The sequence below is a fragment of the Streptomyces amritsarensis genome (assembly GCF_001953875.1).
Lineage (GTDB): Bacteria > Actinomycetota > Actinomycetes > Streptomycetales > Streptomycetaceae > Streptomyces > Streptomyces amritsarensis.
This window is the reverse complement of record NZ_MQUR01000008.1, coordinates 93,038-115,553: the sequence shown is the minus strand read 5'-3', so window position 1 is coordinate 115,553 and position 22,516 is coordinate 93,038. Positions and strand designations below refer to the sequence as shown.

The 22,516-nt window shown below is 73.0% G+C and carries 22 protein-coding genes and 1 tRNA gene; 15 read left to right on the top strand and 8 right to left on the bottom strand.

What is annotated here, in order from left to right; genetic code table 11:
- Positions 1–7 precede the first annotated feature (7 nt).
- The 3 genes from AVW11_RS06005 to AVW11_RS05995 form a co-directional block, all read right to left on the bottom strand.
- Entirely contained in the window at positions 8–304 is a 297-nt protein-coding gene (locus tag AVW11_RS06005) for a DUF4193 domain-containing protein (RefSeq protein WP_030036261.1), read from the bottom strand.
- Positions 305–687: 383 nt separating this feature from the next.
- The gene (locus AVW11_RS06000; protein WP_030838350.1) at positions 688–1,932 is read right to left on the bottom strand and encodes a sensor histidine kinase; all 1,245 of its coding nucleotides are present in this window, start codon (positions 1,930–1,932) and stop codon (positions 688–690) included.
- A 4-nt stretch (positions 1,933–1,936) separates the two neighbouring features.
- Positions 1,937–2,590, bottom strand: coding sequence for a response regulator transcription factor (locus AVW11_RS05995; protein WP_030838336.1), 654 nt, complete (start codon positions 2,588–2,590; stop codon positions 1,937–1,939).
- 247 nt (positions 2,591–2,837) lie between these two features.
- Between AVW11_RS05995 and AVW11_RS05990 the strand changes: the two genes are divergently transcribed.
- Positions 2,838–3,017 carry a hypothetical protein gene (locus tag AVW11_RS05990; RefSeq protein WP_030766306.1) on the top strand — a complete coding sequence of 60 codons (180 nt, stop codon included), beginning with the start codon at positions 2,838–2,840 and terminating at the stop codon, positions 3,015–3,017.
- 97 nt (positions 3,018–3,114) lie between these two features.
- Here AVW11_RS05990 and AVW11_RS05985 read toward each other — a convergent pair whose 3' ends face one another.
- Together AVW11_RS05985 and AVW11_RS05980 are read right to left on the bottom strand one after the other, a co-directional pair.
- Positions 3,115–3,918, bottom strand: a complete 804-nt coding sequence (locus AVW11_RS05985) for an inositol monophosphatase family protein (RefSeq protein WP_420713454.1) — start codon at positions 3,916–3,918, stop codon at positions 3,115–3,117.
- Positions 3,915–5,090, bottom strand: coding sequence for a ferrochelatase (locus AVW11_RS05980; RefSeq protein ID WP_060177881.1), 1,176 nt, complete (start codon positions 5,088–5,090; stop codon positions 3,915–3,917). Before AVW11_RS05980 ends, AVW11_RS05985 begins: the two co-directional genes overlap by 4 nt.
- A 172-nt stretch (positions 5,091–5,262) precedes the next feature.
- Here AVW11_RS05980 and AVW11_RS05975 point away from each other — a divergent pair, with 172 nt between their 5' ends.
- Entirely contained in the window at positions 5,263–6,516 is a 1,254-nt protein-coding gene (locus AVW11_RS05975) for an MFS transporter (RefSeq protein ID WP_030838331.1), read from the top strand.
- Positions 6,467–7,795: a D-arabinono-1,4-lactone oxidase gene (locus tag AVW11_RS05970; protein ID WP_030838329.1), complete on the top strand. Its 1,329-nt coding sequence runs from the start codon at positions 6,467–6,469 to the stop codon at positions 7,793–7,795. The genes AVW11_RS05975 and AVW11_RS05970 overlap by 50 nt, the downstream gene beginning before the upstream one ends.
- Before the next feature lie 11 nt (positions 7,796–7,806).
- Here AVW11_RS05970 and AVW11_RS05965 read toward each other — a convergent pair whose 3' ends face one another.
- Entirely contained in the window at positions 7,807–8,595 is a 789-nt protein-coding gene (locus AVW11_RS05965) for a hypothetical protein (RefSeq protein ID WP_240528135.1), read from the bottom strand.
- Positions 8,596–9,122: 527 nt separating this feature from the next.
- Here AVW11_RS05965 and sepH point away from each other — a divergent pair.
- On the top strand, positions 9,123–10,148 hold the full coding sequence (sepH, locus tag AVW11_RS05960; RefSeq protein ID WP_030838324.1) for a septation protein SepH: 1,026 nt from the start codon (positions 9,123–9,125) through the stop codon (positions 10,146–10,148).
- A 143-nt stretch (positions 10,149–10,291) separates the two neighbouring features.
- Here the strand turns inward: sepH and AVW11_RS05955 are convergent, their stop codons facing one another.
- Complete coding sequence (locus tag AVW11_RS05955) at positions 10,292–11,137, bottom strand: sulfurtransferase (RefSeq protein ID WP_076043436.1); 846 nt, start codon at positions 11,135–11,137, stop codon at positions 10,292–10,294.
- 176 nt (positions 11,138–11,313) lie between these two features.
- Here AVW11_RS05955 and AVW11_RS05950 point away from each other — a divergent pair, with 176 nt between their 5' ends.
- A complete protein-coding gene (locus AVW11_RS05950) occupies positions 11,314–12,099 on the top strand; it encodes a VOC family protein (protein WP_060177884.1) in 786 nt (261 codons plus the stop codon).
- A 57-nt stretch (positions 12,100–12,156) separates the two neighbouring features.
- Here AVW11_RS05950 and AVW11_RS05945 read toward each other — a convergent pair.
- Positions 12,157–12,231 (bottom strand) — tRNA-Cys (locus AVW11_RS05945).
- Between the two features lie 240 nt (positions 12,232–12,471).
- Between AVW11_RS05945 and AVW11_RS05940 the strand changes: the two genes are divergently transcribed.
- From AVW11_RS05940 to AVW11_RS05895, 10 genes are all read left to right on the top strand, one after another.
- Positions 12,472–12,918 (top strand): DUF6325 family protein, encoded by a 447-nt coding sequence (locus AVW11_RS05940; RefSeq protein ID WP_030838318.1) that lies wholly within the window; start codon positions 12,472–12,474, stop codon positions 12,916–12,918.
- 124 nt (positions 12,919–13,042) lie between these two features.
- The gene (locus tag AVW11_RS05935; protein ID WP_060177885.1) at positions 13,043–13,339 is read left to right on the top strand and encodes an SHOCT domain-containing protein; all 297 of its coding nucleotides are present in this window, start codon (positions 13,043–13,045) and stop codon (positions 13,337–13,339) included.
- Positions 13,340–13,378: 39 nt separating this feature from the next.
- Positions 13,379–14,758, top strand: a complete 1,380-nt coding sequence (locus tag AVW11_RS05930; protein WP_076043435.1) for a chloride channel protein — start codon at positions 13,379–13,381, stop codon at positions 14,756–14,758.
- A gap of 10 nt (positions 14,759–14,768) precedes the next feature.
- The gene (locus AVW11_RS05925; protein WP_060177887.1) at positions 14,769–15,206 is read left to right on the top strand and encodes a DUF7144 family membrane protein; all 438 of its coding nucleotides are present in this window, start codon (positions 14,769–14,771) and stop codon (positions 15,204–15,206) included.
- A gap of 32 nt (positions 15,207–15,238) precedes the next feature.
- Entirely contained in the window at positions 15,239–16,201 is a 963-nt protein-coding gene (locus tag AVW11_RS05920) for an aldose 1-epimerase family protein (protein ID WP_060177888.1), read from the top strand.
- Positions 16,202–16,233: 32 nt separating this feature from the next.
- Complete coding sequence (locus tag AVW11_RS05915; RefSeq protein ID WP_030838307.1) at positions 16,234–17,151, top strand: cyclase family protein; 918 nt, start codon at positions 16,234–16,236, stop codon at positions 17,149–17,151.
- 146 nt (positions 17,152–17,297) lie between these two features.
- On the top strand, positions 17,298–18,878 hold the full coding sequence (locus AVW11_RS05910; RefSeq protein ID WP_076043450.1) for a GMC oxidoreductase: 1,581 nt from the start codon (positions 17,298–17,300) through the stop codon (positions 18,876–18,878).
- Positions 18,879–19,073: 195 nt separating this feature from the next.
- On the top strand, positions 19,074–19,913 hold the full coding sequence (locus AVW11_RS05905) for an SDR family oxidoreductase (protein WP_225884940.1): 840 nt from the start codon (positions 19,074–19,076) through the stop codon (positions 19,911–19,913).
- Between the two features lie 35 nt (positions 19,914–19,948).
- Entirely contained in the window at positions 19,949–21,445 is a 1,497-nt protein-coding gene (locus AVW11_RS05900) for a cytochrome ubiquinol oxidase subunit I (protein ID WP_076043434.1), read from the top strand.
- Positions 21,442–22,497: a cytochrome d ubiquinol oxidase subunit II gene (locus tag AVW11_RS05895; protein ID WP_076043433.1), complete on the top strand. Its 1,056-nt coding sequence runs from the start codon at positions 21,442–21,444 to the stop codon at positions 22,495–22,497. Before AVW11_RS05900 ends, AVW11_RS05895 begins: the two co-directional genes overlap by 4 nt.
- The last annotated feature ends 19 nt before the right edge of the window (positions 22,498–22,516 follow it).

The window sequence follows — 22,516 nt, the reverse complement described above, 5'->3', positions numbered from 1 at the left end:
ACGCCTCTCAGTCGCAGTCGCGACAGATCGGCTGACCGTTCTTCTCACGCGCCAGCTGGCTGCGGTGGTGCACCAGGAAGCAGCTCATGCAGGTGAACTCGTCGGCCTGCTTGGGCAGGACTCGAACGGCCAGCTCCTCGTTGGAGAGGTCCGCGCCGGGAAGCTCCAGGCTCTCGGCCGAGTCGAATTCGTCCATGTCGACGGACGAGGACGACTTCTCGTTGCGTCGAGCCTTCAGCTCTTCGATGCTGTCGTTGTCGACGTCGTCGTCGGTCTTGCGCGGGGTGTCGTAGTCCGTTGCCATTGTTCGCTCTCCCCCTCTGGGTGTTAGCGGTGTCTCAGCGCACGTAACGCACGAGAGGCCGGACTTGTGCCCGACCTGAGGCGGAGATTTTGCCTCACATCAAGGTCTGTTACTCAATCGACACCCAGCCGCCCGCCTGAAGGGGCGATCGGCTGGGATGACGACCGGGACCGTACACGGTCCGGGCGCCGTCTTGCACAAACGCCACCCCGTGTATTTCCCGCCATTCGGGGGGCCGGAAACCCGGACTTCCCGGGCGTTCCGGCCGCCCCCGAGTCACCGAACGCACATGGCCCGCCACCGCCGACTGTGATCGATCACACAGGGGCGAATGGATTCAGAGGCCAAGTATTCAGCCAAAAGCGAACACGGAGTGGGGGGCGTCACAAGGGCAGAGTGACACGCATCACGAGGCCACCGCCCTCCCGTGGCATCGCCTGGATCCTGCCGCCGTGTGCGCGCGCCACGGAGCGCGCGATCGACAGGCCCAGTCCGACGCCCTTGTCACTGCCCGTGCGCTCCGTACGCAGCCGCCTGAACGGCTCGAAGAGGTTGTCCACCTCGTACGCGGGAACCACGGGACCCGTGTTCGACACCAGAAGCACCGCCTGGCCGTGCTGGGCCTCGGTGGTGACCTCCACCCAGCCGTCCTCCGGCACGTTGTACCGGACGGCGTTCTGCACCAGGTTCAGCGCGATCCGCTCCAGCAGGACGCCGTTGCCCTGCACGACGGCCGGCTCGCGCTCGCCGCGGATCACGACGTTCTTGGCCTCGGCCTCGCCCCGCACCTGGTCGACGGCGCGCGAGGCGACCTCCGCCAGGTCCACGGGCTTGCGCTCGACGATCTGGTTCTCGCTGCGGGCCAGCAGCAGCAGGCCCTCCACCAGCTGCTCGCTGCGCTCGTTGGTGGCGAGCAGGGTCTTGCCGAGCTGCTGGAGCTCCACCGGGGCGCCCGGATCGGACAGGTGCACCTCCAGCAGGGTCCGGTTGATCGCCAGCGGCGTCCGCAGCTCGTGCGAGGCATTGGCGACGAACCGCTGCTGGGCCGTGAAGGCGCGCTCCAGCCGGTCGAGCATCTCGTCGAAGGTGTCGGCGAGCTCCTTGAGCTCGTCGTCCGGGCCGTCCAGCTCGATCCGCCGGGTCAGGTCGGAGCCGACCACCCGGCGGGCGGTACGGGTGATCTTGCCCAGCGGCGAGAGCACCCGGCCGGCCATCGCGTAGCCGAAGGCGAAGGCGATGATGCTCAGGCCCAGGAGGGCCATCAGCGAGCGGCTCAGCAGGTCGTCCAGGGCGTGCCTGCGCTGTTCGAGGGCGCACTTGCTGATCGCCGCGTTGAACTGGTCGTAGGACTGGCCGATGCCCACGCCGGGACAGGCGGTGCTGGCGACCTGGACGTTCTGTCCGCCGACGATCTGGAACGTCATGGCGTTGCCCTGCCGCAGGGCCTGGGCCGCCAGCAGGTAGATGATCGACAGCAGCAGGATGCCCGCGATCAGGAACATCCCGCCGTAGAGCAGGGTGAGGCGTATCCGGATGGTCGGCCTCAGCCACGGGAAGGGACCCTCGGGCTGGCCGGGGTCCCAGGTCGGTTTCGGAGGCGCCGTCGGTGGCGCCGGGGTGGTCGCCACGTGGTCAGATCCGATATCCGGAGCCGGGCACCGTCACGATGACGGGCGGCTCCCCCAACTTGCGGCGCAGGGTCATCACCGTCACGCGCACCACGTTGGTGAACGGGTCGGTGTTCTCGTCCCAGGCCTTCTCCAGCAGCTGCTCGGCGGAGACCACGGTCCCCTCGCTGCGCATGAGGACCTCCAGCACCGCGAACTCCTTCGGGGCCAGCTGCACCTCCCGGCCCTCGCGGAACACCTCGCGCCGGTTCGGGTCCAGCCTGATCCCGGCCCGCTCCAGTACGGGCGGCAGCGCGACGGTGGTGCGCCGGCCGAGCGCCCGCACGCGGGCGGTCAGCTCGGTGAAGGCGAAGGGCTTGGGGAGGTAGTCGTCCGCGCCGAGCTCCAGGCCCTCCACACGGTCGCTCACGTCACCGGAGGCCGTCAGCATCAGCACACGGGTGGGCATGCCGAGCTCGACGATCTTCCGGCACACGTCGTCACCGTGCACGAGCGGGAGGTCCCGGTCGAGCACGACCACGTCGTAGTCGTTCACGCCGACCCGCTCCAGGGCGGCGGCGCCGTCGTACACGACGTCCACGGCCATGGCCTCCCGGCGCAGGCCGGTGGCCACCGCATCGGCGAGCAGCTGCTCGTCCTCGACGACGAGTACGCGCACGTCGTTTCCTTCCTCCGAGCCCAGAAGGGCACACGTGTATTGCGTCGTACATCCTGCCCGTTTCAGCCGTAAACCGGCTGTAAGACGGGTCAGGGAGGGGGCCCGCGGGGCGGAAGTGAGGATTCCCTCGCCTTGAGAGGTTTCTGTGCCCAGGGTGCCGGGGAGGACGTGAGCACACCCCATCCACTCCCTGACGGCGGTATCGCCACGTGCCGCCGCCGACCCACGAAGAGGGGGCGAACCCATCATGGACGCATTCACCGCGGGTCTCCTGCAGCGCATCAGGGCCACGCAGTCGGATCTCAGGCACGCCCGCGAGACGGGCGACGACTTCCTCGCGGAAGTGGAACTGGCGGAGCTGGAAGACCTCCAGCGCTTGGCCGCCGAGCACGGCGTCCCGGTCACGGCCGCCGTGCCCGCCTGCTGACCGGCCGCTGACCGGCCGCCGAGCGCCGGCTCGAGGACGACGTGGACCCCGGCCGCCCCTTCGGGCGGCCGGGGTCTACGTGTGTCCGCCGCCCCGCTCAGTCGTGCCAGGCCCCGGCCTCTTCCAGCAGCGGCTGGAGCGAGGCGAACACGGCCGGGGAGGCGGCCAGCGCGAGCTCGCCCGAGGCCGGCTCCCCGGGGCGGCCGCCGGTCACGGCCCCGGCCTCCCGGGCGATCAGGTCGCCGGCGGCGAGGTCCCAGGGGTTCAGGCCGCGCTCGTAGTAGCCGTCCAGGCGCCCCGCGGCGACGTCGCACAGGTCCAGGGCCGCCGAGCCGCCCCGCCGGATGTCCCGCACCAGCGGGATGATCCGCTGCGCCACGTCGGCCTGGTGCGCCCGCCGGGTCTGGATGTAGGCGAAGCCGGTCCCGACCAGCGCCTGGTCCAGCGGGGCCGCCGGACGGCAGGCGAGGCGTGAGGTGCCCAGCCAGGCGCCCGCGCCGAGCACCGCGTGGTAGACCTCCCCGCGCATCGGCGCCGCCACGACGCCGACCACGGTCTCGCCCCCGTACTCGGCGGCGATGGACACGCCCCAGCTGGGGAGGCCGTAGAGGTAGTTCACGGTGCCGTCCAGCGGGTCGACGACCCACCGCACCCCGCTCGTCCCGGGGGTGTCCGCGCCCTCCTCGCCCAGCAGCCCGTCCTCGGGCCGCCGCTCGGCGAGGATGCCGGTGATCAGCTTCTCCGCCGCGATGTCCATCTCGGTGACCACGTCGATCGGGCTGGTCTTCGTGGCCGCCACCGCCAGATCGGCGGGCCGGCCGTCGCGCAGCAGGGCGCCGGCCTGCCGGGCGGCCTCCAGGCCGACCTCCAGCAGTTCGGCCTTCAGCTCTTCGGAGATCACGCTCGCGCTCCTCGCTCCCGGGCGTACGGGCTGTCCGCGCCCGCGGCGGCCGGCCGCGGGGCCCGCGCCGGGCAGCAGCCCACCGCGCACAGGTCGTGGCTCTGTCCCAGCGTGCCCACCCAGCACTCCTCGGCCGGCTCGCCGCGCTCCTTGGCGGCCCGCTCCAGGAGGAGCTCCCGCACGGCCCCGGCGAAGCGCGGGTCGGCGCCGACGGTCGCGGAGCGCGCGACGGGCAGGCCCAGCTCGGCGGCCTTGGCGGTGGCCTCGGTGTCCAGGTCGTACAGGACTTCCATGTGGTCGGAGACGAAGCCGATGGGGACCATGACCACGGCCGGGGCGCCCTCGGCGTGCAGGGACTCCAGGTGGTCGCAGATGTCCGGCTCCAGCCACGGGATGTGCGGGGCGCCGCTGCGGGACTGGTAGACGAGCTGCCAGGGGTGGGCGACGCCGGTCCGCACCGCGACCTCGTCGGCGATCACCCGGGCGACGTCGAGGTGCTGCTTGACGTACGCGCCGCCCTCACCGCCCTCGGTGTGGTCCGGGGCGGGACCGGAGGTGTCCGCGGCGGCCGTCGGGATGGAGTGCGTGGTGAAGGCGAGGTGCGCTCCGGCGCGCACCTCCTCGGGCAGGGCCTCGAGCGAGGCCACCACGCCGTCGATCATGGGCTCCACGAAGCCGGGGTGGTTGAAGTAGTGCCGCAGCTTGTCGACGTGCGGCGGCTCCACGCCGTCCCGCTCCAGCGCGGCCAGGGCGTCGGCGAGGTTCTCGCGGTACTGCCGGCAGCCCGAGTAGGAGGCGTACGCGCTGGTGGCGAGCACCGCGATCCGGCGGCGGCCGTCGGCGGCCATCTCGCGCATCACGTCGTCCAGGTACGGGGCCCAGTTGCGGTTGCCCCAGTAGACGGGCAGGTCCAGGCCGTGTTCGGCGAAGTCCTTGCGCAGCGCGTCGAGCAGCTCGCGGTTCTGCGCGTTGATCGGGCTGACCCCGCCGAAGCCGAAGTAGTGCCGGCCGACCTCCTTGAGCCGCTCGCGCGGGATGCCGCGCCCGCGCGTGACGTTCTCCAGGAACGGCACGACGTCGTCGGGTCCTTCGGGGCCTCCGAAGGAGAGCAGCAGGAGTGCGTCGTACGGGGCGGGGGAGCCGGCGCCGGGGGCACGGAACTGGTCTGACATGCCTCGAATCCTGCCACTCGGCCTCCCCGCCCGGTAACGGACCCGGCACCGTCCCACACATCGGATGACAGGTAAGGTCACCCTAAGTTCTTGCCCGGCGCTTTCCCCGTGCGGGCGCTTCCCCGGCAGACGTAATCTGTGTGAGCCAATCCAGTCCCTTACGGAGGGCACCTTGCCCAGTCCCTACCGCGCGATATTCGCGACCCCCGGCACCAAGGGGTTCACAGCCGCCGGCCTCATAGGCCGGATGCCGCTGTCCATGGTGGGCATCGGTGTCCTCACGATGATCACCGAGCTGGGCGGCAGCTACGCTCTCGCGGGCGGGATCACCGCCACCATCGCCCTGTCCGCCGCCGCCGTGGGCCCGCAGGTCTCCCGGCTGGTCGACCAGCACGGACAGCGCCGGGTGCTCCGCCCCGCGACCCTGGTCGCCGCCGCTTCGGTGACCGGCCTGCTGGTCGCGGCCGCCCGGGGCTGGCCGAGCTGGACGCTCTTCGTCTTCGCCGTCGTCGCCGGGTGCGTACCCAGCGTCGGCTCGATGGTCCGGGCCCGCTGGACGGCCCTGCTCCGCGACACCCCCCAGCTGCACACGGCCTACTCGTTCGAGTCGATCGTCGACGAGCTCTGCTTCATCGTCGGCCCGCCGCTCGCCGCGACGCTCTCCGCGGGCTGGTTCCCCGAGGCCGGACCGGTGGTCGCCGTCGTCTTCCTCGTGACCGGCGTGTGGTGGCTGACGGCCCTGACCGCGACCGAGCCGAAGCCGCATCCGCGCCACGAGCACTCGGACCTCTCGTCGGCGCTGCGCTCCCCCGGCCTGCAGGTACTCGTGGCCACCTTCGTCGCGACGGGCGCGATCTTCGGCTCCGTGGACGTCGCCACCCTCGCCTTCGCCGAGGAGCACGGCAGCAAGTCCCTCGGCGGCGTCTTCCTCGCGGTGTGGGCCTTCGGCTCCTGCCTGGCGGGGATCGTCTTCGGCCTGCTGCACTTCAAGGGCAAGGCCGAACCTCGCTGGATCGTGGGCATCAGTGCGATGGCCGTGAGTATGATCCCCCTCCTACTGGCCGGGAACCTTCCGTTTCTGGCCGTGGCGCTCTTCGTCTCGGGCCTCGCCATCGCTCCCACGATGATCACCACGATGGCCCTGATCGAGGCGCACGTACCACACGCGAAGCTGACCGAGGGCATGACCTGGATCAGCACCGGCCTCGCGGTCGGTATCGCGCTCGGGTCCTCCGTGACCGGCTGGGTCGTCGACGCGGCCGGCGCGCGGACCGGGTACGTCGTCTCCCTCTCGGCGGGGGTGGCCGCGGCGGCGGTTGCGTTCGCGGGATACCGCCGGCTGACGAGGCCGGCGCAAGGGGAGGAGCCAGCAACCGATGGGGACGGCGACAGCACGGAACGGCAGCACGGCGACCGCGTGGCGTAACTGGGCGGGCAACGTCACCGCCACGCCCACCCGCGTGGTGACCCCGGCATCGGTCGGGGAGCTCCAGGAGGCGGTCCGCCGGGCCGCCGCGGACGGGCTGCGGGTGAAGGCGGTCGGCACCGGCCACTCCTTCACCGCGGCCGCCGCGACCGACGGGGTCCTCGTCCGGCCGCAGGCCCTGGCGGGGATCCGGTCGATCGACCGCGCCGCGGGCACCGTCACGGTCGCGGCGGGCACGGCCCTGAAGGACCTGAACCGGGCCCTGGCCGCCGAGGGCCTCTCGCTCACCAACATGGGCGACATCATGGAGCAGACGGTCTCCGGCGCCGTCAGCACCGGCACCCACGGCACCGGCCGCGACTCGGCCTCCATCGCCGCCCAGATCCGCGCCCTGGACCTGGTCGCCGCCGACGGCGAGCTGCTCACCTGTTCCGAGAAGGAGAATCCGGAGGTCTTCGCGGCGGCCCGGGTCGGTATCGGTGCCCTCGGCATCGTCACCGCCATCACCTTCGCCGTGGAGCCCCTCTTCTTCCTGACCGCCCGTGAGGAGCCCATGGGCTTCGACCGGGTGACGGCCGAGTTCGAGGAGCACTTCGCCGAGAACGAGCACTTCGAGTTCTACTGGTTCCCGCACACGGGGAACTGCAACACCAAGCGCAACAACCGCAGCCAGGGCCCCGCCGCCCCGCCCGGACCGGTGAGCGCCTGGGTCGAGGACGAGCTGCTCTCCAACGGCCTCTTCCAAGCCGTCAACACGCTGGGCCGCGCCGCCCCGGCGACCATCCCCTCCATAGCCCGCGTGGCCAGCCGCGCCCTGTCGGCGCGCACCTACACGGACATCCCGTACAAGGTGTTCACCAGCCCGCGCCGGGTGCGGTTCGTGGAGATGGAGTACGCCCTGCCGCGCGAGGCCGTGGTCGAGGCGCTGCGGGAGCTGCGGGCGATGGTCGACCGCTCCCGGCTGCGGATCAGCTTCCCGGTGGAGGTGCGGACCGCTCCGGCGGACGACATCGCGCTGTCCACGGCCTCCGGGCGCGACACCGCCTACATCGCCGTGCACATGTACAAGGGCACCCCGTACCAGGCCTACTTCACCGCGGCCGAGCGCATCTTCACCGCGCACGGCGGCCGCCCGCACTGGGGCAAGGTGCACACCCGGGACGCGGAGTACTTCTCCCGGATCTACCCGCGCTTCGGCGAGTTCACCGCGCTGCGCGACCGCCTCGACCCCGACCGGGTCTTCGGCAACGACTACCTGCGGCGCGTCCTGGGGGCGTAGACACCGCCGGGTCAGGAGGCGCTCGGCCGTGCCGGCGCGGTGGCGCCGCCGCCGGCGCCCGGCGTCGGCGGCGCGAGGGTCGGCGGCGCGGGCGTCGGCGGTGCGGGCGTCGGCGTCGGCCCGTGCGTCTGTTCCGACGGGCCGGGTGCCGGCTCCCCGGAGCGCGAAGGACCGGGGTCCGGGCTCGGGCTTCGGCCACCGTCCGGACGGGACGGGCCCGGGGAGCCGCCCGGGCCCGGGGGGTCGGCGCCGCCGCGCCGCTCCTTCTCCCCGCCGGCCGGAGCGCGTTCGGACGGCGCGGGCCGCTTCTCGCCCGCCGTGCGGGTCCCGCCGGAGAAGAGCGTGCCGCCGCCGCTGCTGACGGAGGTGCCCGCCACCGCCTCGTAGGTGCCGAGTCCTCCGACGGTGATGGCGAAGGCCGCGCCGGAGGCCGCCAGGGTGCGCTTCCACCCGCGCATCCGGGTGCCGTGCAGGGTCGGCTCGCCGAACTCCTGCGCCGGTGCGGTGGCCGCGGCCGCCCGTTCCCCGCGGGGCGGCGGCGCCTGACGGGCCCTCGGCCGCACGCTGTCGCGCAACCGGTCGCCGGTGCGCCGGAAGAGGTGCTGGACGACGGGTCCGCCGGCGGTGGCGACGACGCTGACCACGCCGGCGCCGAGGATGGTCCCGTAGACGCCCATCTCCGAGGCGAGCAGGGCGGCCGCGACGGTGGCGAGGGAGGATCCGGCGACCTGGGCCGCGCTCAGGTCGAGCTTCTTCTCGTCCCGTTCGGTCCCGACGTCACGCGTGGTCTTCTGACCCATCGCCATCCCCTGTGTGCTCGACCTCTCGTGCTTCTCCTCTTTCAGCCATTACCGACAGCTGAGCGAAGGGGATAGTTCCGTTTCGGGCGATTCTGTGAAGCAGGACACCCGCGTTCGGGCGCCGGCCGCAGGTGGGACCCGACAGCGGGCAGGCCGACTCCCGCCGTCCGGGGAAACTTCGGCGGCGCGGCGGTCCACCCAGGTGGCCCGAATGGAGTACTGTGGCGAGCCCTGGGTCTGTCCTTCCTTTCGGATGTCCGGATCCGGGAGAGGGGGCCGGCTGACGGAATGCGGCACTCGAAGACCGGTGATGCCGCGGCATTGCACGGATCCTGCTGCGCACAGTAACCACCCGGTCACTGTGCGTGCCCAACAGGTAACCGTGCCATAACGGCGATCAAGGGCGCATGCCCGACACGCCGGTTTAACTCGGCAAGGTTGTGGCAGGCTGCACCCGGGCAGGCCACACTCGACTAGCGGAAGCAGCGACGCACGTGACGTCGGCAGGCACCACCCGGGAGGTCCCCATGCCCGAACTGCGTGTCGTGGCCGTCTCCAATGACGGCACACGACTGGTGCTCAAGGCTGCGGACAGTACGGAGTACACGCTTCCGATCGATGAGCGGCTTCGGGCTGCCGTACGCAACGACCGTGCGCGCCTGAACCAGATCGAGATCGAGGTCGAGAGCCACCTCCGGCCCCGCGACATCCAGGCCCGCATACGAGCCGGCGCCTCCGCGGAGGAGGTCGCCCAGCTCGCCGGCATCCCCGTCGACCGCGTCCGCCGCTTCGAGGGTCCCGTGCTCGCCGAGCGCGCCTTCATGGCCGAGCGCGCCCGCAAGACCCCGGTGCGCCGCCCCGGCGAGAACACCGGGCCGCAGCTCGGCGAGGCCGTGCAGGAACGTCTGACCCTGCGCGGGGCCGAGAAGGACTCCGTCCAGTGGGACTCCTGGCGCCGCGACGACGGCACCTGGGAGGTCCTCCTGGTGTACCGGGTCGCGGGCGAGCCGCACTCGGCGAGCTGGACCTACGACCCGCCGCGCCGGCTGGTCGTGGCCGTGGACGACGAGGCCCGCTCGCTCATCGGCGAGTCCGAGGACCTGCCGGCGACCCCGGAGCCGAGCTTCCCCTTCGTGCCGAGGATCGCGCGCCTGCCGCGCGACCGGCCGCTGGACCGGGCCCTGGACCGGCAGCTGGAGCGGGTCGAACCCCGGCCGGCGCCGGTACCGGAGCCGGAGGAGGAACGGGACACGCTGACCAGCCTGCTGGAGGCGGTGCCCAGCTTCCGCGGCGACATGGTCGTCCCGGAGCGCACCGAGCCGACGGACACGGAAGCCGAGGCGGAGGAGCCGCCGGCGCCCGCCGCGTCGGCGGGTGCGGGCGCCGCGTACGCCGATGTCCTGATGCCCCGCACGGTGGCGGGCCACCGCGACCGGCTGACGGGCACCACCGACCGGCAGGCCGAGGCCGACGGGGTCCGTCCCGGGCGCCGTGCGGCGGTGCCGAGCTGGGACGAGATCGTCTTCGGCACCCGCCGCAAGAAGCAGGAGTAGCAGCCACCCCCGGCCAGGGGCGGCGGGACGGGCGTCACGTCGGGACCGGCGAGGGCGCCGGTCCCGACGCCGCGGCCACCGGAGGTCCGGCCCGTGGCTACCGGGGGTCCGGGCCCGTGGCTATTGGGGGTCCGGGCCCGTGGCTATTGGGGGTCCGGGCCCGTGGCCACCGGGCGGGCCGGGTCCGTGCACCAGTGGGACCAACTGCCCGCGTAGAGGTCGGACTCGATACCGGCCACCTCCAGGGCGAGCACCTCATGGGCTCCCGAGACCCCCGAGCCGCAGTACACGCCCACCGGGGTCCCCTCCGACGCGCCGAGCGCCTCGAACCGGGCCCGCAGCGTGTCCGCCGGCAGGAAGCGGCCGTCGGGGCCGACGTTCTCGGTGGTCGGGGCCGACAGCGCGCCGGGGATGTGGCCGCCCACCGGGTCGATGGGCTCGACCTCGCCCCGGTACCTCTCCCCCGCCCGGGCGTCGAGGAGGACGCCTTCGCGCGCCCGCAGCGCCGCCGCGTCGGCGTCGAGCAGCCCGAGCGCCCCGGGGGTTGGCTTGAAATCACCCTCAACCGGAATCACTCGTTCGGCCGTGAGTTCGCCTCCCGCTGCCGTCCACGCGGCCAGGCCGCCGTCCAGGACTCGCACGTTCGGGTGACCCGTCCAGCGCAGCAGCCACCACGCGCGGGCCGCCGCCCAGCCCTGTCCGCCGTCGTACACGACCACGGGGGCGTCCGCCGGGACCCCGGCCCTGCGCATGGCCGCGCCGAAGGCCTCCGGGTCCGGCAGCGGGTGGCGCCCGCCCGACCCGGCCGGACCTGCCAGTTCGCTGTCGAGGTCGACGTAGGCGGCGCCCGGCAGGTGCCCGGCCTCGTACGCGGGCCGCTGGTCGGGGCCGCCCAGCTGCCACCGGACGTCCAGCAGGACCGGCGGGGTGGCGCCCGTCAGCTCGTCCCTCAGTTCGGCGGCGGAAAGGATCGCAGTTTTCGCAGTCATGGCGGCCATCTTCCTCCCCGCCCGGCACCCGCGTAACAGGGCCGTCATCGGTGGGGCACCCGCTTCCGGTCAACTCCGCTCCGGGCCACCGGAATGCGGCGCGGTCGGGGCGCGCCGCGTCCGCCGGGGTGGAACCATCAGGCACCGGTGACGGCACGACGGAGGAGACGGCTGACATGACCGAGGCAGCGGAAGCGACCCGGCGCACCCCCGGCACCCCGTGCTGGGTGAGTCTCATGGTGCACGGCCTCGGGAGCACCGAGGACTTCTACGCCGACCTGTTCGGCTGGGAGTACGTACCCGGGCCCGAACAGCTCGGGCCCTACGTCCGTGCCGTGCTGGACGGCCAGGAGGTGGCCGGGATCGGCGAGATGCCGCCGGACGGACACCTGCCGATGGCGTGGACGACGTATCTGGCCACGGACGACGCGGACGCGACCGCCGAGTCCGTCCGCGCGTGCGGCGGCACGGTGGCGGTGGGCCCGCTGGACGCCGGCATCGCGGGGCGGGTGGCGATCTGCTCCGACCCGCTGGGCGCGGTCTTCGGGCTGTGGCAGGCGCAGGCCCGCCGGGGCGCCCGGCCGCACGGCGGTCCGGGCACCCCGGTCTGGCACGAGCTGATCACCCAGGACACCTCGGCGGTCGGCAAGTTCTACGAGCACGTTTTCGGCCACGAGGCGCAGACCGTCGTCACCGCCTCGGACGACTTCGACCACCTCACCCTGAACCTTGCGGGCCGGCCCGTCGCCGCCGTGCACGGCGTGGGCCGTTCGCTGCCGCACGACCGGGGACCGCACTGGCTGGCCTACTTCGAGGTGGACGACACCGACGCGGCGGCGAGGCGGGTCGAGGAGCTCGGCGGGCGCGTCATCGACCCTCCCCGGGAGGGCATGCGCGGGCGGCAGGCCACGGTCGCCGACCCGGAGGGCGCGGTGTTCGCCCTCGTCCGTTCGCGGCCCTGAGCGGAGCCGCGGCGGGACTCGGCGGGCGGGACTCTGCCGGCGGGCGCCGAAGAGTCATGGAGACCGTGGCGGGATTCGAACCCGCGTCACCGGATTTGCAGTCCGGCCCCTGGGCCACTCGGGCACACGGTCGTGGTGGCGCTTCGGGTACGACCGTAGACCCCTTGCCGGGCCGGGGTGAAGGGAGCGCCGCGGCCCGACACACGACTGCCATACGCCGTTCACGAAGCGGCGCGCAGGCGCCCGCCGCGGCCGTCGGCCAAAGGTGCGAAGGCGTCGTGGGGGTGCTGCAATGAGCTGGTGGGCTGCCCCACCGCAGTGTGGCGGCTCACGGCGCGGTCACCCCCACCGCATCGCACGTGAGGAGTGGTGATGAGCGACGAGATGAGCGAAGACATCGAAACGATGGGGCCGGTCGACTACCTGGTCGTCGAGTTCCCCGGCAACAAGATGACCGGCGAGGGCCTGCCCCTGCTCGTCGACCTCGTGGATCGCGGCATCATTCGCATCCTCGACCTGGTCTTCGTCCGCAAGGATGCCGATGGTTCGGTCGTCGCCCTGGAGCTGAAGGACGTCGGCGGCGGCGAGATGGACCTGACCGTCTTCGAGGGCGCGGCCTCGGGCCTGCTCGGCCAGGATGACATCGACGAGGCCGGCGCCGCCCTGGAGGCCGGCAACTCCGCCGGGATCCTGGTGTACGAGAACGTCTGGGCGGCGCCGTTCGCCCGCGCCCTGCGCCGCGGCGGCGCGCAGCTGGTGGCCGGCGGCCGGATTCCCGTCCAGGCGCTGCTGGCCTCGCTCGACGCGATGGAGGCGTGAGCCCGAGCCGAGGTCGGCAGGCGGCGGGCAGCGGCCCGGCCTGCGGCCTCCGGCACATGACGACCCGCGGACCGGACGCGCGGTGCGGCCGTCCGCCCCTTGGCAACCTGGGAGATGACGCTCCATGCCCGGACTTCTTCGCGGCGTAGCCCGTACCGCCGTCGTGGCCGGAACCGCCACAGCGGTGTCCAACCGCGTCTCGCGGCGGCAGGCGGGCCGCTGGCAGCAGCAAGCGTACGAACAGCAACAGGCCGCCGCGCCGCCGCCTCCGCAGCCCGCCCCCGCGGCCCCGCCCCCGCCCGCCGGCGACGACATGAGCAGCAAGCTCGACCAGCTGCAGAAGCTGGGCGAGCTGAAGGCCCAAGGGCTGCTCACCGAGGAGGAGTTCGCCCAGCAGAAGAGCAGACTCCTCGCCGGCTGAGAGACCGGACGGTCACCGGGGACGGGAAGGGATGACCCCATGACGGATCCGCGCACCCCGGCACCGGCATCGGCATCGGCACCCGCCGAACCGCCCCCGGAGGGCGACCGGCTGCGGGACATGCTGCGCACGCCGGGCTACCTGAAACTCCTCGTGCTGTGCGCGCTCATCGGCATCCCCGTCTCCCTCGCGGCGTTCTGGTTCCTCGTCGCGCTCCACCAGCTGGAGCACCTGGTGTGGGCCGACCTCCCGGAGGCGCTCGGCTGGAGCGGCCCGCCGTGGTGGTGGCCGCTGCCGACGCTGCTGGTGGCCGGTGTCCTGGTCGGGTGGGTGGTGACCCGCCTGCCCGGCGCCGGCGGGCACATCCCCGCCTCGGGGCTGCACGCCGGAGGGGCGACGTCGGCCGCGCTGCCGGGCGTCGTCCTCGCCGCGGTGTTCAGCCTGCCCCTGGGTGCGACCCTCGGCCCGGAAGCCCCGCTGATCGCTCTGGGCGGGGGGCTCGCGCTGCTGTTCCGGGACCTGGCCCAGGCCCCCGCGACCCCGCAGAGCACGGCCATCCTGGGCGCGGCCGGTGCGGCCGCGGCCATCTCCGCGATCTTCGGCAATCCGCTGATCGGCGCCGTGCTGCTGATGGAAGTGGCCGGAGTGGGCGGACCCCAGCTGTTCGCGATCATGCTGCCGGCCCTGCTGTCCAGCGGGGTCGGCGAGCTCGTGTTCACCGGCTTCGGCCGCTGGACGGGCCTGGAAACGGGCAGCCTGACGCTGGACCTGGCCGCGCCCTTCCCCCGCCTCGACGCCCCCGACGTGCTGTGGTCGCTGCTCCTGGCGGCGGTCATGGGCGTCTTCATGCACTTCGTGCTGGCCGGCGGACGCTACGCCTGCGTGTACGTGGCCAGACGGCCCGTGGCCCACACGGCCGTCTGCGCCGTGGCGGCCGGTGCCTTCGGCGCGCTGTACGCGCTCGTCACCGGCAACTCCCCCGTCGACGTCGCCTCGTCGGGCCAGGCCGTGATGGGCAGCCTGGCCTCCGATCCGCAGGCCTGGGGCATCGGAGCGCTGATCGCGGTCCTGCTGTGCAAGGGCGCGGCGTACGCGCTCTGCCTGGGCAGCCTGCGCGGCGGTCCGATCTTCCCGGCCCTGTTCCTGGGCGCGGCCGCGGGCGTGCTGTGCGCGCCGCTGCCGGGCCTGGGCCTCGTTCCGGGCCTCGCGGCCGGCATGGCGGCCGCGGCCACCTGCGCGCTGAGGCTTCCGGTGAGCAGCGTGGTACTCGTCGTGCTGCTGCTCGGCAGCGGCGCCATGATCCCCGTGATCATCCTCGCGTCGGTGGTCGCCTTCGTGGTCACCGAGCTGCTGCCGCCCGGCCCGGCGGTGCCCCCGGTGGGCAAGGCGGTCGCGGCTCCCGCGGCCGGCGCGAAGTAAGGAGCGTGTCATGACCGGTCATGTGGGCGGAGCCCGCCCCAGGGGTGCCTCGCCGGCCGCGGGCAGGGGCGGTTTCGGCGCCCGCAACGTTTGGCTGTACTTCGCCGGGTTCCTGATGGTCTTCGGCGGACTGATGATGGTGTTCTCGGGGATCTCCGCGATCGCCAGGGACGACGTCTTCATCCCCACCCCGCACTACGCCTACGCGTTCGACCTCACGGGCTGGGGCTGGATCCACCTGGTCCTGGGAGTCGTGGTCTTCTGCGCCGGACCGGCCGTGGTCCGGGGCGCTCTGTGGGCCCGGGTCGTCGGCCTGGCGCTCGCGGGCCTCAGCATGGTCGCGAGCTTCATGTGGCTCCCGTACACGCCGTTCTGGGCCCTGGTGCTGCTGGCGGTCGACGCTCTGATCGTCTGGGCGCTGTGCACGGCGCCCGGTCTGGCGGACTGAGCGCCCCTTCCCCGCTGTCCGAGGAGGCTTCCATGTCCGCGCAGGCGCCCCGGTCCGCAGGCCCGACCGGCGAGCAGTGGGAGCTGCGCCACGGCGGGCAGAGCGCCGTCGTGGTCGAACTCGGCGGCGCCCTGCGCCACTACGAGGCGGACGGCGTGCCCCTGCTGGACGGCTTCGCCGCCGACGAGGCGGTCACCTCGGGGCGCGGGCAGGTCCTCGTGCCCTGGCCCAACCGGGTGGGCGGCGGCCGCTACCGCTTCGACGGCGCGGATCTGCAACTGCCGCTGAGCGAGCCGGAGAGGCACAACGCGATCCACGGACTGCTGCGCTGGACCCCGTGGCGGCTGCTGGCCCACTCCGGCGACGCGGTACGGGTGGGCACCACCCTCCACCCGCAGCCCGGATACCCCTTCCTGCTGGAGGTGTCCGCCGAGTACCGGCTGGGCGACGAAGGGCTGGAGGTCCTGGTCCGCGCCGTCAACGCGGGCGGTGCGAGTGCCCCGTACGGGGTGGGGCAGCACCCGTACCTGACGGTCGGCACCGGTCGCGTCGACACGGCGCTGCTGACCGTACCCGCCCGCCTCCGGCTGACCACCGACGACGAGGGCCTGCCGACGGGCGAGGTGCCCGTCGAGGGCACGGAATACGACTTCCGCTCCGCCCGGCCCATCGGGGCGCAGGCGCTGGACACCGCCTTCACCGGGCTCGAACGCGGCGCGGACGGGCGGGCCGTGGTCCGGCTGGCGCACCCGTCGGGGCGGCGCGGCACCGACCTGTGGCTCGGCGAGGGCACCCGCTACGTGCAGATCTACACGGGCGACACGCTGGGAGAGCCCGGGCGGCGCCGGCGCGGGGTCGCCGTGGAGCCCATGTCCTGTCCGGCGGACGCCTTCCGCACCGGCAGCGGCCTCACCGTCCTGGAACCGGGGGCCGGCCATGCGCTCCGCTGGGGCCTGCGCCCCTGGGCAGGCGCGGACCCGGGCGGGATCCTATGACCGGGCCCCCCGTACCGCCCGCGCCGCGGCCCATGGGCGCGCAGGACTTCCGGACGCTGTACGAGCGGCTGCGCCGGGCGGCCCGGTCCGGCCCGGACGGCGGCCGGCGCGGGGCGCTGCGCCACCTGACGCCCGCCCGCGTCGCGGCGGCCGCGGCCGGGGTCCGGCTCGGCCGCACGGTGTCCCTGGCCGCGCCGATCGAGACCCGGCCCGGCCCGGACAACCCCGAGCCGGCGAAACACCGGATGACCGGTCCCGCCCCCGGGGAGGCCGGGGCCGACGGGCTCCACTTCGCCCTCGACCGGTTCGCCATGAACGTCCACGGGGACGCGGACAGCCACCTCGACGCGCTGAACCACGTGCTGTACGACGGCGAGCTCTACGACGGGGTCCCGGCCGGCGACGCGACGGCCCCCGAGGTCCGCTCGCTCTCGGTGGACCTCGTCGGCGAGGGCATCGTCGGGCGGGGCGTGCTGCTGGACGTGCCGCGGCTGCGGGGCGTGCCCTGGGTGGAGCCGGGGGACCATGTGACGGCGGACGACCTGACGGCCGCCGAGGCCGCCCAGGGGGTCCGGGTCGGCCCCGGGGACCTGCTGCTGGTCCGGGTGGGGCACCGGCGGCGCCGCAGGGAGCTCGGAGCGTGGGACGCCGCCCGGTCCAGGGCCGGCCTGCACCCGCGGGCGCTGGCGTTCCTGGCCGAGCGGGAGGTCGCCGTCCTCGGCGGCGACGGCAACAACGACACCGCCCCCAGCGCGGTGGCCGGCGTCGCCTTCCCCGTGCACGTCCTGGCGGTACAGGCGATGGGGGTGCACCTGATGGACTACCTCCAGCTCGAGGACCTGGCCGGGGCGTGCGCGCGGGCCGGCCGCTGGAGCTTCCTGTGCGTGGTCGCCCCGCTGCGCCTGCCGGGCGCGACGGGATCCCCCGTGAACCCGATCGCCGTCCTGTGACGGCGCGCGTGGGCCCGCCCGGCCGGGTCGCCGTCCGGTGGCGGGGCCGTTAGCTTCGAATGGGTGGGAATGTCCGGCCTCCGCTGCGCGGAGGGACAGGTCCCGGCCCGTCGGGCGGGGCCACGAGCCCAAGGACGGTGGTCGACGTGGGCGACTCCTCCCACTACGACGTCATCATCATCGGCACCGGCGCCGGGGGCGGTACCCTCGCCCACCGGCTGGCGCCCTCCGGCAAGCGCGTGCTCCTCCTCGAACGCGGCGGCTGGCTGCCACGGGAGCGCGACAACTGGGAGTCCACGGCCGTGTTCGTCAAGGGCAAGTACCGGGCGCCGGAGTTCTGGTTCGACAAGCACGGCAACGCGTTCCCGCCCGAGGTCAACTACTACGTCGGCGGGAACACGAAGTTCTACGGGGCCGCCCTCTTCCGGCTGCGGCCCGAGGACTTCGGCGAGATCCGGCACCACGGCGGCATCTCCCCCGCCTGGCCGCTGCGGTACGAGGACCTGGAGCCGTACTACACGCAGGCCGAGCACCTCTACCGGGTGCACGGGCGGCACGGGGAGGACCCCGGCGAGGGGCCGGTGAGCGCGCAGTACGCCTACCCGCCGGTCGAACACGAGCCGCGCATCCAGCAGTTGAGCGACGACCTGGAGAAGAGGGGGCTGCACCCCTTCCACCTGCCCATCGGGGTCGACCTCGTCCAGGACGCGGACGGCAAGGCCGTTCCCTCCAGCGTGTGCATCCGCTGCAACCGGGTGGACGGCTTCCCCTGCCTGGTGCGGGGAAAGTCCGACGCCCAGGTGGTCTGCGTGGAGCCCGCCCTCGAACACCCGGGCGTGGAGCTGGTCACCGGCGCCCGCGTGGTCCGGCTGGAGACCGACGCGGCAGGGCGCACCGTCACGGCCGCCGCCGTCAGGCTCGCCGACGGCTCCGAGACCCGCTTCCACGCGGACGTCGTGGTCGTCTCCTGCGGTGCGGTCAACTCCGCCGCCCTGCTGCTGGCCTCGGCGAACGACCGTCACCCGCGCGGGCTGGCCAACAGCTCCGACGTGGTGGGCCGCCACTACATGCGGCACAACAACCTGGCGCTGATGGCGGTGTCGAAGGAGCCCAACCCCACGCAGTTCCAGAAAACCCTCGCGCTGCACGACTGGTATCTGGGCGCGGACGACTGGGACTTCCCGCTGGGCGGCATCCAGATGCTGGGCAAGTCGGACGCCGAGCAGATCCACGGGGAGGCGCCGCGCTGGGCCGGAGCGGTCACCCCGGACATGCCCTTCGAGGTGCTGGCGCACCACGCGGTCGACTTCTGGCTGTGCGGCGAGGACCTTCCGTCGCCCGGCAACCGGGTCACCCTGGACGGTGACGGCGCCATCCACCTCGCGCTCGACGAGAAGAACAACACCGAGGGGCTGAAGCGGCTGCGGCACAAGCTCCAGAGCATGCTCGGACACCTGGGCATGCACGATCACCACCTGCTGCCGCACAGCATCTACCTGCACAAGGGCATGCCGATCGGGGCGACCGCCCACCAGGCGGGAACCGTCCGCTTCGGCACGGACCCGGCCACCTCGGCCCTGGACGTCAACTGCAAGGCCCACGACCTCGACAACCTGTACGTGGTCGACACGAGCTTCTTCCCGAGCATCGGCGCGGTCAACCCGTCGCTGACCGCGATCGCCAACGCCCTGCGGGTCGGCGACCACCTCCTGGCCCGGCTGAACTGATCACCCTGGCCGGGTCTGCGCCGACCTGCGCGACCTGCGCCGACCTGCGCCGACCGGAGGAAGATCGTCGGCCGAACGGCGCAACCGGGGCCCGCCCGGCGGGTCCCCCGCCGCGGCCGGTGATTACGTGGGCGGTCGGTCCGGCCCATTGCGGCCGGGGCGCGCCGGGCCCGCTCGTCGAGGAGGCAGCACAACGTGGATTCCACCGTGGGCGCACCAGGGGTTGTGGTTCCGGCTCAGCTGCTGAAGGGCCAGAAGGCCCTGGTCACCGGCGCCAACTCCGGCATCGGCAAGGCGACCGCCATCGGGCTCGGCAGGGCCGGCGCCGACGTGGTCGTCAACTACGTGACCGACCAGGAGTCCGCGGAGGCGGTCGTCCGGGAGATCACCTCCTTCGGGGTGCGCGCGGCGGCGTACGAGGCGGACGTGTCCCAGGAGGACCAGGTCGTCGCCATGGTGGACCGGATGGTGCGGGAGTTCGGGACGATCGACATCCTGGTCGCCAACGCCGGGCTGCAACGCGACGCCCCGTTCACCGAGATGACCCTCGCCCAGTGGCAGAAGGTCATGGACGTCAACCTGACGGGGCAGTTCCTGTGCGCCCGGGAGGCGACGAAGGAGTTCGTGCGGCGCGGCGTCGTACCCGAGGTGTCCCGGGCGGCCGGGAAGATCATCTGCATGAGCTCGGTGCACCAGCTCATCCCGTGGGCGGGCCATGTCAACTACGCCTCCTCCAAGGGCGGCGTGCAGATGATGATGGAGACCCTGGCCCAGGAGCTCGCACCGCAGAAGATCCGGGTCAACGCGGTCGCCCCCGGGGCGATCAGGACGCCGATCAACCGCGGCGCGTGGGAGACCGAGCAGGCCCGCGAGGACCTGCTGAAGCTGATCCCGTACGACCGGATCGGCGACCCGGACGACATCGCCCACGCGGTCGTCCTGCTCGCCTGCGACCTCATGGACTACGTGGTGGGGACCACCCTCTACGTCGACGGCGGGATGACCCTCTTCCCCGGGTTCGCCACCGGCGGCTGATCCCCCTCCGGTCGTTCCTAGCAGCGAAGGCATGCATGCACACGACGGTTCTCCTGCTGGCGGCGGACGCCCCGGCGCAGCTGCTTCCGGCCCGCCAGCTCATGGCCTTCACCCTGGCCTCGCACATCATCCTGGTGCCGATGGGCGTGGCCCTGCCGTTCATCACCCTGCTGATGCACTACCGGGGGATCCGCCGCAACGACCCCACCGCCCTGCTGCTGGCACGGCGCTGGTCGGCCGTGATGGCGGTGCAGTTCGCCGTCGGCGTCGTCACCGGCACCGTCCTGTCCTTCGAGTTCGGGCTGCTCTGGCCGGGCCTCATGGGCAAGTGGGGCGACGTGTTCGGCATCGGCTTCGGTGTCGAGGCGTGGGCGTTCTTCCTCGAAGCGGTACTCATCGCCGTCTACCTGTACGGCTGGCGCCGGCTGAAACCCCGTACCCACTTCCTGCTCGGGCTGCCGCTGCCGGCCGCCGCGCTGATGGGGACGTTCGGCATCCTCGCAGCCAACTCGTGGATGAACACCCCGCGCGGCTTCAGCCTCGACTCCGCCGGGAACCCGGTCGACGTCAACGTCTGGAAGGCCCTCTTCACCCCGATGTTCGGGCCGCAGTACTGGCACTTCGTCGTCGCGATGCTGCTGACCGCGGGGTACGTGGTGGCCGGGGTCTACGCCGTGGGCTGGCTGCGCGGCCGCCGCGACCACTACCACCGGCTCGGTTTCACCGTCCCCTTCACCGTCGCCGCCGTCGCCACCCCGGTCCAGTTCTTCCTGGGCGACTCCATCGCCCGGAAGGTCTTCCACGAGCAGCCGGTGAAGTTCGCCGCCATGGAGATCGTCTGGAAGACCGACACCCACATGCCCGAGTACCTGTTCGGCCGTCTGCACCCGGACGGAACCGTCACGGGCGGCATCAAGATCCCCCAGCTCGACTCCATCCTGGCCGGCTTCAGCCCGGACACCGAGGTGATGGGGCTGTCCTCCGTCCCGGCGAGCGACCGGCCGAACGCCACCCAGGCGACCATCGCCCACTGGGCCTTCGACCTCATGGTCGTCATCGGGTCCGTGCTGGCGCTGCTCGCCCTCTGGTACGCCGTGGTCTGGCTGCGGCACCGCAGGCTGCCGGCGTCCAAGTGGTTCTGGCGCAGTGCGGCCTGCGCGGGCGTCGCGTCCGTGGTGGCCGTGGAATGCGGCTGGGTCACCACCGAGGTGGGGCGCCAGCCGTGGATCGTCTACCAGAACATGCGGGTCGCCGAGGCGGTCACCGCGACGCGCTCCACGACCTTGTGGATCATGTTCGGGCTGGTGATCGTGGTGTACGTGTTCGTCTTCGGCGCCTTCCTGGCCGTCCTCCTCAAGATGCGCACCCGATGGCGGCTCGCCGACGCGCAGCAGGGGGCGGGCAGTCCGGTCGAGGCACCGGAGGCGGACACGCCGTACGGGCCGCGCTCGTCCGCCGCGTCCGTCCCGTCCGGCTCGTCGGGCTCGTCGGGCTCGTCGGGCTCGTCGGGTTCCGGGGAGGGCCGTCCGTGACCGCCGACGTCATCGCCTTCGTGCTGCTGCTCGCCGTCACCGCGTACACCTGCGCCGGCGGCACGGACTACGGGGCCGGCTTCTGGGACCTGACCGCGGGCGGGGCGGAGCGGGGCAAGCGGCCGCGGTGGCTCATCGACCACGCCATGGCGCCGGTGTGGGAGGTCAACAACGTCTGGCTGATCTTCATCTTCGTCATCATGTGGACGGGGTTCCCGGTCTTCTTCCAGACGGTGTTCTCCGCGATGTGGGTGCCGCTCGCCCTGGCCGCCGTCGGCATGGTCCTGCGCGGCGCCGGCTTCGCCTTCCGCAAGGCCTCGCGGCGGCTCGCCGGGAGGCGGCTGTTCGGGACCGTGTTCGCCGTGTCCTCGCTGGTGACGCCCTTCTTCCTCGGCGCGGCCGTCGGCGGGATCGCCTCCGGCCGGGTCGCGCTCGGCACCGAGGCCTCGGCCAGGGCCTGGTCCAACCCCACCTCTCTGATGTTCGGGCTGCTGGCCGTCGCGACCACGGCCTTCCTCGGCGCCGTGTTCCTCTCCGGTGACGCCCGCCGCTTCGGCGCCCCCGACCTCGTGGACCACTTCCGGGGTCGGGCGCTGGCCGCGCTCGCCGCGGTCGCCGTACTGGCCGTGGTCGCGCTGTTCGTCACCCGTACGGACGCCCCCCACGTCTGGTACGGCCTCACCCACGGCATGGGGCTGCTCTTCGTGCTGTCGGCCGCGGCGGCCACGTTCGCCACGGCGTGGCTGCTGCTGCGCCCGCCGGGGACCTGGGTGCGCGTCACGGCGGTGGGGGTCGTCGCGGCGGCCGTCCTGGCCTGGGGCATGGCCCAGCGGCCCTATCTCATCCCCACCTCGCTGACCGTCGCCGACGCCGCGGGCGCCCCCTCCACCCTGACGTGGCTGGCGTTCGTGACGCTGGTCGCGCTGGTGATCGTCGCCCCGGCCGTCGTGCTGCTGTACTGGCTGGACACGCACGGCGAACTGGAGTCGCTCACCGACGCCGACCTGCGGCGCGGCGGTACCGAACCGGGGAAGAGCGCCGATGGGGGCTGAGGGCCGCCCGCCGGGGCCG

Excerpts from the sequence above, each read along its gene's own strand:
- AVW11_RS06005 (WP_030036261.1), bottom strand. The coding sequence starts at position 304 with ATGGCAACGGACTACGACACCCCGCGCAAGACCGACGACGACGTCGAC.
- AVW11_RS05990 (WP_030766306.1), top strand. The coding sequence starts at position 2,838 with ATGGACGCATTCACCGCGGGTCTCCTGCAGCGCATCAGGGCCACGCAG.
- AVW11_RS05980 (WP_060177881.1), bottom strand. The coding sequence starts at position 5,090 with ATGTCAGACCAGTTCCGTGCCCCCGGCGCCGGCTCCCCCGCCCCGTAC.
- AVW11_RS05970 (WP_030838329.1), top strand. The coding sequence starts at position 6,467 with ATGGGGACGGCGACAGCACGGAACGGCAGCACGGCGACCGCGTGGCGT.
- AVW11_RS05965 (WP_240528135.1), bottom strand. The coding sequence starts at position 8,595 with ATGGGTCAGAAGACCACGCGTGACGTCGGGACCGAACGGGACGAGAAG.
- sepH (WP_030838324.1), top strand. The coding sequence starts at position 9,123 with ATGCCCGAACTGCGTGTCGTGGCCGTCTCCAATGACGGCACACGACTG.
- AVW11_RS05955 (WP_076043436.1), bottom strand. The coding sequence starts at position 11,137 with ATGACTGCGAAAACTGCGATCCTTTCCGCCGCCGAACTGAGGGACGAG.
- AVW11_RS05950 (WP_060177884.1), top strand. The coding sequence starts at position 11,314 with ATGACCGAGGCAGCGGAAGCGACCCGGCGCACCCCCGGCACCCCGTGC.
- AVW11_RS05940 (WP_030838318.1), top strand. The coding sequence starts at position 12,472 with ATGAGCGACGAGATGAGCGAAGACATCGAAACGATGGGGCCGGTCGAC.
- AVW11_RS05935 (WP_060177885.1), top strand. The coding sequence starts at position 13,043 with ATGCCCGGACTTCTTCGCGGCGTAGCCCGTACCGCCGTCGTGGCCGGA.
- AVW11_RS05930 (WP_076043435.1), top strand. The coding sequence starts at position 13,379 with ATGACGGATCCGCGCACCCCGGCACCGGCATCGGCATCGGCACCCGCC.
- AVW11_RS05925 (WP_060177887.1), top strand. The coding sequence starts at position 14,769 with ATGACCGGTCATGTGGGCGGAGCCCGCCCCAGGGGTGCCTCGCCGGCC.
- AVW11_RS05920 (WP_060177888.1), top strand. The coding sequence starts at position 15,239 with ATGTCCGCGCAGGCGCCCCGGTCCGCAGGCCCGACCGGCGAGCAGTGG.
- AVW11_RS05915 (WP_030838307.1), top strand. The coding sequence starts at position 16,234 with ATGGGCGCGCAGGACTTCCGGACGCTGTACGAGCGGCTGCGCCGGGCG.
- AVW11_RS05900 (WP_076043434.1), top strand. The coding sequence starts at position 19,949 with ATGCACACGACGGTTCTCCTGCTGGCGGCGGACGCCCCGGCGCAGCTG.